Annotated in this window: 7 protein-coding genes and 1 pseudogene; 3 read left to right on the plus strand and 5 right to left on the minus strand. The window is 71.8% G+C overall.

What is annotated here, in order from left to right; translation table 11 throughout:
- Positions 1 to 62: 62 nt before the first annotated feature.
- The 3 genes from G3I56_RS16100 to G3I56_RS16110 form a co-directional block, all read right to left on the minus strand.
- A complete protein-coding gene (locus tag G3I56_RS16100) occupies positions 63 to 5,531 on the minus strand; it encodes a type I polyketide synthase (protein ID WP_203690006.1) in 5,469 nt (1,822 codons plus the stop codon).
- 52 nt (positions 5,532 to 5,583) lie between these two features.
- Positions 5,584 to 8,178, minus strand: a complete 2,595-nt coding sequence (locus tag G3I56_RS43860) for an acyltransferase domain-containing protein (RefSeq protein WP_164409650.1) — start codon at positions 8,176 to 8,178, stop codon at positions 5,584 to 5,586.
- A gap of 250 nt (positions 8,179 to 8,428) precedes the next feature.
- Positions 8,429 to 8,956, minus strand: coding sequence for a hypothetical protein (locus tag G3I56_RS16110; protein WP_164409461.1), 528 nt, complete (start codon positions 8,954 to 8,956; stop codon positions 8,429 to 8,431).
- A 33-nt stretch (positions 8,957 to 8,989) separates the two neighbouring features.
- Here G3I56_RS16110 and G3I56_RS16115 point away from each other — a divergent pair.
- Positions 8,990 to 9,430: pseudogene (locus tag G3I56_RS16115) on the plus strand (transposase); the annotation flags it as partial.
- 1 nt (position 9,431) lies between these two features.
- Here G3I56_RS16115 and G3I56_RS43220 read toward each other — a convergent pair.
- A complete protein-coding gene (locus G3I56_RS43220) occupies positions 9,432 to 9,725 on the minus strand; it encodes a hypothetical protein (protein WP_203689954.1) in 294 nt (97 codons plus the stop codon).
- Between the two features lie 468 nt (positions 9,726 to 10,193).
- On the opposite strand from G3I56_RS43220, the gene G3I56_RS16125 reads away from it, so the two are divergent.
- Complete coding sequence (locus G3I56_RS16125) at positions 10,194 to 10,841, plus strand: hypothetical protein (RefSeq protein WP_164409651.1); 648 nt, start codon at positions 10,194 to 10,196, stop codon at positions 10,839 to 10,841.
- A gap of 47 nt (positions 10,842 to 10,888) precedes the next feature.
- Here G3I56_RS16125 and G3I56_RS16130 read toward each other — a convergent pair whose 3' ends face one another.
- Positions 10,889 to 11,299, minus strand: a complete 411-nt coding sequence (locus G3I56_RS16130) for a hypothetical protein (RefSeq protein ID WP_164409652.1) — start codon at positions 11,297 to 11,299, stop codon at positions 10,889 to 10,891.
- Between the two features lie 447 nt (positions 11,300 to 11,746).
- Between G3I56_RS16130 and G3I56_RS16135 the strand changes: the two genes are divergently transcribed.
- On the plus strand, positions 11,747 to 14,014 hold the full coding sequence (locus tag G3I56_RS16135) for a M4 family metallopeptidase (RefSeq protein WP_164409653.1): 2,268 nt from the start codon (positions 11,747 to 11,749) through the stop codon (positions 14,012 to 14,014).
- The last annotated feature ends 245 nt before the right edge of the window (positions 14,015 to 14,259 follow it).

The following is a 14,259-nucleotide window of genomic DNA, read 5'->3' on the forward strand; positions in this document are numbered from 1 at the left end:
CCCTGCGGTGAGGGCGATTGCTGCGACGGTGACGTCGATGACTGCGACACGTGAGCCTGCTCCTAAAGACGCTGGTGGTTCGAGGGCGCTCCGCTGTCGGCGGAGCGCATCTGCTGGAGAACCTCGAAGAGTTCGTCGTCGGACGCCGACGCGAGGTCCGCCGGCTGTGATCCATCGCCGTCCGTACCGACGCGGTCGTCCGGTCCCGTGTCACCGGGCCAGCGGGACACCAGGTCCCGCAGCCGGTGGGCGACCGTCTCCCTGGCCTCCGCGTCAGCGCTCTCGGCGAACGTGGCCAGGAACGCCTCCAGCCGGTCCACCTCGGCCAGGGCCGGCCCGGCGGAGACGGCATCGTCCGCCGTGCCGCCAAGCTCCGCGCACAGGTGGTCGGCGAGCGCGGCGGCGGTCGGATGGTCGAAGATCAGAGTGCTCGGCAGGTCGACGCCGGTGGCTTCGAGCAGCTTCTCCTGGAGGTCCAGGCTGGCCAGCGAGTCGACACCCAGGTCGACGAAGCCCCGGTCCGCCTCGATGTCCTCGGCCGTCCCCTCGCCCAGCGCCCTCGCCGCGTGCGTGCGGACCAGGTCGAGCAGGACCCGCCTGCGCTCCGCCTCCGGCATCGCCCGCACCCGCTCGGCGTAGGAGGACGCCGGCGCCTGGCCGCTCACCCCGGCGCCGGTGCCCGGCCGCGGCCCAGTCCCGGAAGCCGTCCCGGAAGTCGCTCCGGGAACCCCCTCGGAACCGCCCACCAGCGAGCGCAGCAGCGGCAGGAGCCGACCGGCGGCGTTGCGCTTCTCCACCTGCGCGAAGTCGAGCCCCATTGGAACGAGCACGGGCTCCGCGACGGTCTCCGTCATCAGACGGGCGGTGTCGAAGAGGGCGAGAGCGTCCTCCGTGGCCAGGGCCCGGACACCGTCCCGGCCGATGCGCGCCCAGTCCGTCTCCGTCAGATCGCCGGTCAGCGCGCTGCGTTCGGCCCACGGCCCCCAGGCCAGCGACAGACCGGGCAGGCCTTGGGCGCGCCGGTACCCGGCGAGGGCGTCCAGGAAGACGTTCGCCGCCGCGTAGTTCGCCTGCCCGGCAGCGCCGAACGTGCCGGACACGGACGAGAACGTCACGAACTCGGCGAGGCCCAGCCCGCGCGTCAACTCGTGCAGCTGCCAGGCGGCGTCCACCTTCGGACGCAGTACGGTGCCGAGCCGGTCGTCGGTCAGTGAGGCGAGGGCCCCGTCGTCCGTCACACCGGCGACGTGTACGACGACGGTCAGCGGGTGCTCCTTCGGCACGCCGTCCAGCACCGCCGCCAGGGCGTCCGCGTCGGCCGCGTCGCAGGCCACCACCGAGACCTCGGCCCCTTCCGCGGTCAGCTCCGCCGCCAACTCGGCTGCCCCCGGCGCCGCTTCGCCGCGCCGCCCGGTCAGGACCAGGTGCCGGACTCCCCGGGCGACCAGATGCCGGGCCACCAGCCCGCCCAAGGTGCCGGTCCCACCGGTGATCAGCACGGTGCCGTTGGGATCCAGGGCACGGGCCGGGGTCTCGCCGCCCTGGTCGCGCGGTGTCCCCGTATATGGTGCTGCCGCCACCTCCGACAGGCGCGGCACCCACAGTCGCCCGTCCCGGACGGCGACCTCCGGCTCCTCCCGGACGGCGCCCAGCGCCTGTGTGAACACCTCCGGCGTCGGCGCCTCGCCGTCGGCGAGGGACAGCAGCCCGAACCGGCGCGGATGCTCGGTGCGCGCGCTGCGGATCAGTCCGCGGACGGCGTCGTCGACGAGGCGGGCCTCGCCGTCCCGCTCCCGCACCACGGCCACCAGCCTGCTCGCGCTCAGCGCCGGCTCGGCGAGCCAGGACTGCAGCGCGGCCAGGGCATCGGCGGTCGCCGCGCGCACGGCTCCCGGGACATCCGCGAGGCCGCCGTCCGAGGTGACCGGCAGCAGGACCACGTCCGGCACGGTTGCCCCGGCGGCGAGTGCCGAACCGAGGGCGTCGAGACCGGCGTACCGGGCATCGACGGTCACCGGCAGCGCGTCCCGCCCCCCGAGTGCGGCGACCACCCCGGCGGCGCCCGGCAGGCCCGGCCCGGCGTACGGCACCCACCGGGTGCGCAGCAGCGTGCCCGCGCCTGCGGTGCCCGATCCGGCGCTGCCCGAGGTGCCCGCGCCTACGGTGTCGGCCGATCCCCGCCCCAGGGACCTGAGGTGCAGCGCCGCTACCGCCGCCACCGGTACGCCGACCGCGTCGGTGACCTCCATGGACATTGAGGTGCCGGTGCCGGTGCCGGTGCCGGTGGCGCTGCCGTCCGTGCCAGGTGCCGACCCGACCACGGGCGCGAGCCGCACCCGCAACACACTCGGTCCGGTGGCACCCGACGTTGTGACGCCATGCCAGGCGTACGGCACCAGCCGCCGCTCGAACGCCTCGGGGCCCGCCGCGTACCAGGCCTGGAGCGCGGCGTCGAGCAGCGCCGGGTGCACTCCGTACCGCCCGGCCTCCTGCCGTGTCCCCTCCGGCAGGGCGACCTCGGCGAACACCTCGTCGCCGCGCCGCCACACGGCCCGCAGGCCCCGGAACGCGGGCCCGTACTCGATCCCGTATGCCTCCGCCCGCCGGTGGAAGCCGTCGATGTCCACGCTGTCGGCGTCCGCGGGCGGCCAGGTGACCAGGTCGGACCGGGGTGCAGCAGCGCCCGCGCCGTCCGCGTCCAGGGTTCCCGTCGCGTGGCGCGTCCACGGCTCGTCCGGGCCGGGCCGGGAGGACAGGGTGAGGCGCCGGCGGCCCGTGGCATCGGCGTCGGTGAGCCGGAGCCGGATCACCCGGCTCGCGCGCGAATCTGCGGACAGTTCGAGCGGGCTGTGCAAGGTCAGCTCCGCCACCCGGTCACAGCCGGTGAACGCCCCCGCCCACCGGGCCAGTTCGAGCATCGCCGTGCCCGGCAGCAGCACCATGCCCGCCACCACGTGGTCGGCGAGCCACGGCTGAGTGGCCGTCGACAGCCGGCCGGTGAACAACAGGCCGCAGTCCTCCGGGAGCTCCACGGTCGCACCGAGCAGCGGATGGTCCGCGGGGGCGAGCCCCGCCGCGGCTGCGTCGAGTGTGCGGGGTCCGTCGGTCAGCCAGTGCCGGCGCCGCTGGAAGGCGTACGTCGGCAGGTCGGCCGGCGGGCGTCCCGCCAGGATCAGATCGGGGAAGGCGGCGGGCCAGGCCACGGCCGTGTCGCGCACATGCAGCCGAGCCAGCTCGGGCAGCAGCCCGTCCGCCCCGCTCGCACCGCCCACCGGTGAGACGACGACCCGCGCCGTGTGCTCTTCCAGGGCCGCCGTGAGACGGGGACCTACGGACGAGGCGGCACCGACCTCCACGAACAGCGCGGCCCCGCGTGCGCTCAACGTGCGGACGGCATCGTTGAGCGGGGTCGTGGACGTCCCCAGCACCGGAATCCGGCCCTCGCCGGGCTCCACCCCGATGCCGTGCGCCACCGCCTGCGCGCCCTCCTTGAGCGTCATCGCGCCGGACACACAGGCCGCCGCGATCTCGCCCACGCCCTCACCGACCACCGCCGAGGGCCGTATGCCGTACTCCTCCCACACCCCGGCGAGCGCCACCAGCACCGCCCACCGCACGGCCGGTTCCCCTCCCGGAAAGGCACCGCCGCGCAGCGCGTGGTCGCCGACCTTGGCCAGCGCCCGCTGGCAGTGGGCCAGCCGCCGGGAAAACACCGGCGAGGTCAGCACGAGCCGTGCGGCCCAGTCGATGTCCCGCGCCAGACCGTGGTCGGAGAGCACCAGCACGGTACGCCTGTCGGAGGTGACACGGCCGTGGAACAGCCCGGGCGCCGGCCGGCCCTCTGCCAGGGCCGTCAGACCCGCGAGCAGTTCGGTGCGGTCGGAGCCGAGGACCACCGCCCGGTGCTCGAACACCGACCGGCCGCGCGCCAGACCGGCGCCCACCTCCGCACGTGTCAGCTCCGGATGCTCCGTCACATGGGCCGCCAGCCGCTCGGCCTGTGCCCGCAGGGCGTCGCCACTGCGCCCGGACAGCACCCACGGCACCCCGGTCGGCCACGTCCGTATCTGGTCCGCCTCCGCGGGCGGCCCGGAATCGGCGCTCCGCTCCGGCTGTTCCGGCTGCTCCAGCACCACGTGCGCGTTGGTGCCGCTGACGCCGAACGACGAGACGCCGGCCCGGCGCGGGCGTCCCGCGTCCGGCCAGTCCCGGGCCTCGGTCAGCAGCTCGACCGCGCCTGCCGACCAGTCCACGTGCGGGCTCGGCGCGTCCACGTGAAGGGTGCGCGGCAGCACACCGTGCTCCATCGCCTTCACCATCTTGATCACGCCGGCCACCCCGGCGGCGGCCTGCGGGTGCCCGATGTTGGACTTGAGCGAGCCGAGCCACAGCGGCCGGCCGGCGGGGCGGTCCTGGCCGTAGGCGGCGATCAGGGCCTGTGCCTCGATGGGGTCGCCGAGCTTCGTGCCGGTGCCGTGCGCCTCCACTGCGTCCACGTCGGCGGGCGCCAACCCCGCCCGTTCCAGGGCTTGCTGGATCACCCGGCGCTGCGCGGGCCCGCTCGGCGCGGTCAGTCCGCTGCTCGCACCGTCCTGGTTGACCGCGGAACCCCGGATGACCGCGAGGATCCGCCGGCCGCTCCGGCGCGCGTCCGACAGGCGCTCAAGCAGCAGCATCCCGACACCCTCGCCGAGCGACGTGCCGTCCGCGGCGGCGGCGAACGGCTTGCACCGCGCGTCCGCCGCCAGCCCGCGCTGCCGGCTGAACTGCAGCAGCCACAGCGGCGACCCGATCACCGTCACCCCACCCGCCAGCGCCAGATCGCACTCGCCCGCCCGCATCGCCTGCGCGGCCTGGTGCAGGGCCACCAGCGACGAGGAGCAGGCCGTGTCGACGCTGACGGCCGGTCCTTCGAGGCCCAGCGTGTACGCGATCCGGCCGGACGCCACACTGCCCGTGCTGCCGTTGCCCAGGTATCCCTCGAACTCGTTCGGGGAGTTGCGCAGCCGGCCCGCGTAGTCCTGCGGGATGACGCCCGCGAACACACCGGTACGGCTGCCGCGCAGCGACGACGGGTCGATACCGGCCCGTTCGACGGCCTCCCAGGAGGTCTCCAGCAGGAGCCGCTGCTGCGGGTCGGTCGCCAGCGCTTCCCGGGTGCTCATCCCGAAGAACGCCGGATCGAAGGCGGCCGGATCGTCCAGGAAGCCGCCCTCCCGGACGTAGACCGTGCCCTGCCGCGCCGGATCCGGGTCGTACAGGCCCTCGTCCCAGCCCCGGTCGATGGGCAGCGGCGAGATGACGTCCCGGCCCTCCGCCACCACCCGCCACAGATCCTCGGGGGATTCGACCCCGCCGGGGAAGCGACAGGCCATGCCGACGATCGCGATCGGCTCGCGGGCCGACTCCTCGACGTCCCGAAGCCGCTGCCGGGTGTTGCGCAGGTCGACGGTGAGCCGCTTCAACGTGTCGATGACCTTGCCGTCGCTGGTCGCAGCGTCGGCCGTCCCGTTCTTCGCACCGCTCGTCATGGGGCCGTGACCTTTCCTGTGCGTGGGGGGCTTTTCCGCGTGTTCCGCTACGTCAGGACTTGCGCAGTTCGTTGTCGGCGAGGTCGAGCAACTCCTCCAGGGACACGTCCCCGAACTCGTCCTCGTCGTGGGGCGCCAGCCGGTCCAGCAGATCGCGCAGACGTGCCGCCACACGTTCCCGCGCGGGAACGCTTCCCGGGCCGTCGGCGCCGTCATACAGCAGGCCGGAGGCGAGCAGTTCGCCTTCCAGGGCGTCGAGTTGGTCGAGGACCGCCGATTCCGCGCTCCGGTCCGCGCCCCGCTCCGTCCCGGCGGCCAGCAGCTCCCCGATGAGGCCCGCGACGGACGCGGGAGTCGGGTGATCGAAGATCAGCGTCGTGGGCAGCCGCAGCCCGGTGGCCTCGCCCAGCCGGTTGCGCAGTTCCACGGCCTGCAGGGAGTCGAAGCCCGATTGCAGGAAGCCACCCTCGAGGGCGACCGCAGCCGGGTCGTCGTGCCTCAGCACCATGGCCACCTGGGCTCGTACGAACTGCTCGACCGCCTGCGAACGTTCGCCCGCCGTGAGCCCGGCGAGAGACAGCCCCCTGGTGCCGGTGCTGCCACCGGTGCTTGTGCTGGAGGCTGTGCCGTGGGCCGGTGCACCGCCGGTCGTCCCCTCGCCCTCCGCCCCGTCCGTTTCCTCGACACCGAACGGGTACGCCGGCAGGGCGATCCGCCGGCCGCCACGGCCCCGGAAGAAGGCGGCCCAGTCGACGTCGATCCCGCGCACGTAGAGCCGAGCCATCGCCGTCAGCCACTCCGTGACCCCGCCCTGCCCTCGGCGCAGGGTGCCGATGACGCCGGACGCCGCCGCCCCGGTTCCAGCATCGACGTCCTCCAGCGTCTCCTGCACCCCGCCGAGCAGCACGGGATGCGGACTGACCTCCAGAAACGTGTGGTGACCCGCCGCCCACAAGGCGCGTACGGCCGTCTCGAAACGGACTTCGGAGGCGAGGTTGCGGAGCCAGTACGCGCCGTCCAGACCCGTCGTCTCGAACTCGCCGCCGGTGAGGGAGGAGTAGAAGGGCACGGTGGCGGGGGCCGGTGCGATCGCCGCCGTACCGGAGAGGAACGCGGTGGAGTCGACGGTCACGTCCGGCGTGTGCGCGGCGAGACCGAGGTTCAGCCCCTTGGCCGGTATGCCCTTGGCCGTGAGCGTCTCGACGACTTCGGTCACGGCCGCGCGCTCCCCACCGAACAGCACGGAGCGCGGACCGTTCGCACCGGCGAAGTGGACTCGGCCGCGCAGGTGTTCGGCGTCGAGCAGTGGACGGAGTTCGTCGGGGGACAGTGCCGCTGCGGCCAGTTCGCCCTCTCCGGCCGCCTCCGCCTGCATCCGGCTCCACAGGACGACCACCCGCGCGGCCTCGTCCAACGTCAGCGCACCCGCGACCTGCGCGGCGGCGATCTCACCGAGACTGGCGCCCACGGCGACCGCGGGCTCCACACCGCAGGACCTCCACAGCGCGGACAGCGACACACCCACCGAGAACAGGACCGGCAGGACGACGTCCACGTCCTCCAGCGTCGGCGCGCCCGGAGCACCGCGCAGCACATCGTGCAGTGACCACGGAACGAGGGGTTCGAGAGCCCGCGCGCAGTCCTCCATCCGGGAACGGAACACGTCGGAGGCGTCCAGCAGATCGAGCGCCATACCCCGCCACTGGGAGCCCAGCCCGGGGAAGACATACACCGGGCGTCCACCGTCCTCGACGCTCGCGCCGGGTGCCGTACGGAACAGCAGCGGGGCGAACCCGCCCTCGGCGACGGCACGCAGCCCGCGCACCACCTCCGCCCGGTCGGTGGCGAGCAGCACGGCCCGCCGCCCGAGGGCGGTCGTACGGGTCGTCGCGAGCGACCGCCCCAGGTCGGCCGGCGACAACTCGGGGCCGGCCTCGAAACGGGCGAGCAGATCCCGGGCCAGCGCCGCCAGAGCCGCGTCGCTCCGCCCGGACAGCACGAGCGGCACGAGCCGCGCGGCCGACGCTGCCGGCACACCGGCGGAGGCGGGGCCGGGCGGAGCGTCGGAGCCGAACGTTTCCGCCGGTGCGAGCACCCGCTCACCGGCCCGTACGGCGGTGGAGCCCCGCCGCAGAACCGCGACCGCGCCCGTGACGGAACCCGCCACAGCCACGTCGCAGTCCCCGTGGCGCAACTGCTCGGCGGCCGACTCGACCGCTGCCCGCGCCGACCCTTCCGCCCCGAGCGTCACCCGGGGTCCCCGCTCCCAGTGGAGATCGCCCCCGACGAGCGCCGCCAGCGCATCCGAGCCGTCGGCGTCCCCAGCCTCCGCCTGTACAAGAAACACACCCACATCGGCGTCGCACAGCGCACCGGGAACGATCCCGGCGTCCTCCAACGCGGCCCAGACCAGATGCAGCGCGCTGAGCCGCTCCCGGGACGCCCCGAGCACGGAGTCCCCGAAGAATGCCGCGACCCCGTCGGGCGCACAACACACCCGCACTCCGACCGGGCCGCACCCTTCCGCCGGGCGCACAACCTCGGGAGCTCCCTCCGGGGCCGCCAGACCGACGATCACGATCGGAGTTTCCGCAGTGTCGGTGTCGGCGTCATGGTCGGGGTCGGGGTCGGGCAGTCTGCTGGTCACGGCGTAGTCCGCCTTCCCGTCACGCTGTCGTCGTGCGTGTGGATCGGGCGGTTCCGTCCGCAGCCCCCGTCACCGGCTCTCGAACGCTCCGCCAACCCTTGCCTGATCGACAACAACCTGACGGTGACCGCTTGACCAGACCTCGAGACTGGCTCGATCCCACCGCACCACCGAACCCGTTCACGTTCGGGACAGACAGCGGACGACGTCGATTCGGCGCCGCAGGAAGTCCTGGCGCCGAATCGAGGGATCAGGCGGATGCTCCTGGGCCGGCCAGGGCGACACGACCGATCGCCCCGACGAGGCCCACCGGACCGACCGGGGCGATGCCGCGGGCAGCCACGATCTGGTCAGCGGCGGCATTGAGCAACACGATCAGGCTGACATGCTTCCGCCGACAGGCCCGGCTGCACCGTGACCAGGTCGTCCGCGAGCGCAACACCCGCCAGTCGAGGACGGTCGACCTCAACGAGAAGTAGCAGGTCTCCGCCTGCCACGTGCGGTGATACAACGTGATCAGCTCGTGGACGGGGTAGCTCTCGGCGTCCAGGAGGCTGCTCATCAGCCGCCACAGCTCGGTGCGGCGGGTGCAGTCGGCCAGCTCGATGGTCATGCACGCTTCGATGATCCGTACCTCGAGCCGCCCGTAACCGCGCCCGGCCTGGTATCTCCCGGCACAGATGGTGGTCAGGCAGGAGCCGTCCGGCAGCGGGCGGCGCACCGTCGGGCGCCGCCCGCGGGTCGAGCGCAGCAGGAAGGACGCGCCGGTGCCGGTCACTGCCTCCAGGAAGTCGTATGCGTCGTAGCAGGCGCCGGCCAGCAGATCGTGGGCCGTAAACGCAGCATCGTCGTCGACACCCTCGGCCTATTACTGCTGGTCATGGTGACCGCGGCCAGCGTCTCCGACAACGAGGCCGGCAAGCAGCTGCTCAGTCAGATCTCCGCCGACCACCCCACGATCACCAAGGCGTGGGTCGATACCGGCTACAAGACCCAGGCCATCGAACACGGCGCCGCACTCGGCATCGACGTCGACGTCGTCCCGCGAAACACCCAGGTCAAGGGCTTCTCAGTGGTACCGCGACGCTGGGTGGTAGAGCGGAGTTTCGGTTGGATCATGATGCACCGGCGCCTCGCTCGCGACTACGAGGCCAAACCCGCCCACTCCGAGAGCATGATCCGTCTCGCGATGATCTCAAACCTCGCGAGACGAGCAACCGGCGAAACGCCCATAACCTGGCACAATCCATGAACTATCCCCCAATCAAACGGGACGTCCTCAGGTGCCATAGAACGACCGTACGTGACGGGGAGGGGCCATGGCGACGGCAACGGCGATCCGGGCAGCACGTGAGTACCTGCGGGTAGGCGACCACCGGAGCCACCAGCGCCCCTGACCCAACCACCGCGCCGAAGGCGAGCTTGACCAGGTCGAACAGGGTCGACGCGCTGAGCTGCCGCTCGGGCTCGAGGGATCGGGCGCCCAGCAGGTCCCAGCTGATGAAGAAGGTCGCGGCGGCTACGGCTTTGGCGGCGGTGAAGGTCATCGTGAGGGGAGTGCCGACCGGCCACAGGCGAGAGGGCGGACCTGGCAGCTGCTGCGGTGATCGGGAGTGTTCCTGCGGCGGCCGGCCATGCCGGCGTGAGAGTTGCCTCCTCCCAGCTCGTGAGCGGCTACGTCTGCCACAGGAACCACCCCGCACCGGGCAGTACGAGCAGGGCAAGAAGGCCGAACGTCCGTACCGTCCGGACTTCCCTGAGGTACCACCGTTGAGGCTGCCGCTGTGCACCCCCGTCGCTCGGGACGCGCGGCGCGCCGTCACCCGTTCGACGATCGCGGGCGCACTGTGGCCGTGGTTGAGCGATCCGGCCCCGCACAGCAGACCGACGTAGCGGCGGTGTTGGCCTCCACCCGCGCGTCCGCCACAAGGCGGCTTCCTGCTTGCTCGCCCCGACCTCTTCGACTGCCTCGGCAGAAGGGTTCCTGACGCGGGTCGCGGCAGTAGGTTGTGCCGGTGACGGAATCCCTGCCGCCCGGTGGTGTTGTGCTTGATGCGGACGAACTGGACGCTCGGTGGGCGGACGCCTGGCGGCCGGAACAGGTCGCGGAGCGACTGGCCGGGGTCGGCGCGCCCTGGTGCGTCGCGGCCGGGTGGGCGCTGGATCTGTTCCGCGGGAGCCAGTCGCGACCGCACGGCGATCTGGAGATCGCGGTGCCCGCAGCGGGATTCCCGGAGATCCGCGACCGCTTCCCCGAGTGCGTGTGCGACGCGGTGGGCTCGGGGCGTGTATGGGCACAGGCAGGGGCTGAGGCGCTGGCAGCCACGCACCAGACCTGGTTGCGGGATCCGGTGAGCGGCCAGTTCCTGTTCGACGTCTTCCGCGAGCCCCACGAAGGCGGGACGTGGATCTGCCGGCGGGATGCGGGACTGAGGCTGCCGTACGACGCGATTGTCGAGCGGACCCCGGAGGGGATCCCCTACCTGGTGCCGGAGTTGGTGCTGCTGTTCAAAGCGAAGGCGCCGCGGCCCAAGGACCAGGCGGACTTCGACAGGGTGTTGCCGCTCCTGGGGCGGGCACGCCGGGATGTCCTTGGCGAATGGCTGGAGCGCGTCCACCCCGGACATCCGTGGCTGGCGAAACTGGCGGAACTGGCTGGATAGCGGCGACGGCAGCGTCCTTGTGCCGCCGAGGACGACTCGCGCGCCGCTCAGCCACGATGACGGCCGCAGTCCGAGAACAGCAGACGCCGGTGGCCCTGGACAGCGGATGTATCAACGAGCGGATGGACGTCCGGCGACCTGGTCCGGGGACGGCGAACGGTGGCATGCCGTGTATCGGCGGTGCTCGATCTCCTGCTCGGCCTCGTTGCCGGATCCCCACTGGGTGACGCCTTGGTGCTGCGGGGGAGCAGGGCGATGTCGGCGTAGGCGGGAGTCGGCGCACGGGATCCGGAGGACCTTGACCGGGCGTTCCCGCCGTTGCCGTTGCCGTTGCCGTTGCCGTTGCCGTTGCCGTTGCCGTTGCCGTTGCCGTTGCCGTTGCCGTTGCCGTTGCCGGTCGATCCCGAGTACCCGTATCCGTACGTGGGGGGGTGCCTTGACGAAAGACATAGAGGCACCCCCGGCTTGGCATTCCGTCCCTAGACGACCAGAACCCCGAACAGCGTCTCGGCTCCGCTGCCGGGCTGACGTGTTGGCCGTCTGCCGATGGGCGGGAAGCGGCCAAAGGGGATGATGCGGGCGTGTTGCCGGCACGTAAAGGCGCACGTGGTCCACCGCGCCGGAAGCTGTCGGGACAGCTCTGGTTTTCCGGATTCCGGACAACGATCTCCGCACTGATGACAGATGCCCCCGCCGGCTGGAACGATCTTTTCAACGCCCGGGCGCCACAACGCACATCTCCTCGGCGGAGGACCTTCTGGTTCTCCGTTCTCGTTCTCGCCGGCTGCCCATCACGCAGCCAGGTACAAGGAGTTGCAGCAGTGACGAACAACTTCCCTGCCCACGGGGCGACTTCGTTCCATGGTTCCCCTCCTTCCCGTCGTGGCGCCTACGTTCGCCGACGCATGACGGGGATCGCGGTCGGCACGATGGCCGCACTGCTCGGATCGACGCTTCCCGCCTGGAGCGCGGCCCCGGCGGCGGACGACACGGGTCGAGCGCCCCGGCAGATCGCCGCGGAACCCAGACCGGGTGCCAGAGCTGTCCAACTGTCCTCGGCGGACCGGAAGATGATGCTCGAGACGGCGGCCGACGCGGGCAGTGTCACGGCCCGTGCACTCGATTTGGGCCGACAGGAGGAGCTGATACCCAAGGACGTCATCAAGGACGCCGACGGCACCGTGCATACCCGCTACGAGCGCACCTTCGCCGGATTACCCGTCCGCGGGGGCGACTTGGTGGTGCACGAACGCGGTGGCTCCCGTACGGTCACCAAGGCCTCGCAGGAGGCGATCTCCGTCCCGACGACCGCGGCAGCCCTCTCCGCGGTCAAGGCGGAGAAGTCCGCGCTGGCCGCCGCGAAGCGGGAGGACACTCGCGAGGCCGCCCTGCAGGGGCAGCCGCGGCTGGTCGTCTGGGCGGGCGACGGTGACTCGAAACTGGCCTGGGAAAACGTTGTCAGCGGTACGCGGGCGGACGGGACGCCGAGCCGTCTCCAGGTCCTGACCGATGCCACGACCGGCGCCCGGCTGACGAGTCACGAGGAGGTCCAGAACGGCGATGGGATCAGCCGGTACAACGGCCGGGTCCAGATAGACAGCGTACGGAACAACGACCGCTTCGAGCTGACCGATCGTCAGCGCGGCAGCCACCAGACGTTCGACGCGGGTGGGACCTTCAACAAGGGCACGCTGGTCACCGATGACGACGACGTCTGGGGAGACGGAACACCGTCCGACCGCCAGACGGCGGCCGTGGACGCCGCCTACGGCGTAGCGAAGACCTGGGACTTCTACCACGATCGCTTCGGCCGCAACGGAATCGCGGACGACGGACGCGGCGCCTACTCCCGCGTGCACTACGGCGTCGGATACGCCAACGCCTTCTGGCTCGATTCCTGCTTCTGCATGACCTACGGCGACGGCCGTACCAACGACAGGCCGGTGACCGAACTCGACATAGCCGGCCACGAGATGACCCACGGCGTCACCTCCGCCACCGCCGGCCTGGTGTACTCCGGTGAGTCCGGCGGGCTCAACGAGGCCACCAGCGACATCATGGGCACCGCCGTCGAGTTCTTCGCGAACAGCGCGGGTGACGTACCCGACTACCAGATCGGTGAACTCATCGACCTCCGTGGCACCGGAGGGCCACTGCGCTACATGGACCAGCCGTCCAAGGAGACCAACGCCGCCGGTACCTCCCAGGATTACTGGACCGCACAGACCAGGAAGCTCGACCCCCACTTCAGCTCCGGCGTGGGCAACCACTTCTTCTACCTGCTCGCCGAGGGCAGCGGGAGGAAAACCCTCAACGGCATCGACTACGACAGCCCGACCTACGACGGTCTGCCGGTCTCCGGCATCGGTCTGCAAAGCGCCACCACCGTCTGGTACCGGGCGCTGACCCGCTACATGACCAGCACCACCGACTACGCGGGAGCCCGCACGGCCACCCTTCAGGCCGCCGCCGACCTGTTCGGCGCCTCCAGTGACGCGTACGAGGCCGTCGGCAACGCATGGGCCGCAGTCAACGTCGGGGCGCGCTACGTCAACCACATCGCCGCCAATGCCCCTTCCACCCGGGCCGTGGCCGTCGGCCAGTCGGTCGCCCGGCAGATCGAGGCGACCACCACTCGCCCCGGCGGTCTGACCTACTCCGCCACCGGCCTGCCCACCGGTCTGTCGATCGCCCCCGGCACCGGACTGATCTCCGGCACGCCGACCGCGGCCGGCGACTTCGAGACGACCGTCGTCATCACCAACTCCGCGGCCGAGACACTGACCCTGACCTTCGTCTGGCCCGTCTTCGGCTCCGGCGGCGGCTTCTTCATCAACCCCGACCGGTACGACATCCCCAACTGGCAGACCATCGAGTCCCCGATCACCGTCACAGGGCGGGAGGGAAACGCGTCCCGTGATCTGAAGGTGACCGTCGATCTGGTGCACGACTTCATCGGCGGCCAAGTCATCAACCTTGTCAGCGAGGACGGCACCGTGCTGCTGGTGAAGGACTTCGTCTGGGACACCGGAACGGAACTGCACGCGACCTTCACGGTCGACGCCTCGGCGCTTCCCGCCACCGGCACGTGGAAACTGCGTGTCACGGACAACACCCCCGGCATCTTCACCGTCGACCCCGGCTACCTCGACAGTTGGAGCCTCACCTTCTGATCCCTCTCCGCCCCGGTTGTCCGTCCCGCTACTGACACCGCCGCGCCGGGAAGCCACCCCGGCGCGGCGGCACCGCGCCTTCCACCGGTGCGGCGATCAGGGCTGGGCCTGGTGCGGTGGACGTCTTGTGTGGCGGATCCCGCGGGCGGCGAACAAGCCCCCAGAACGGCGGTCCGTCCGGGGGAAAGCGACGATGTCGCCCTGGCCGAGGGGCCATGTGCGGTCGGCGGCGCGGAGTGTGACCC

Origin of the sequence: Streptomyces sp. SID12488 (assembly GCF_010548275.1) — a bacterium.
Classification (GTDB): domain Bacteria; phylum Actinomycetota; class Actinomycetes; order Streptomycetales; family Streptomycetaceae; genus Streptomyces.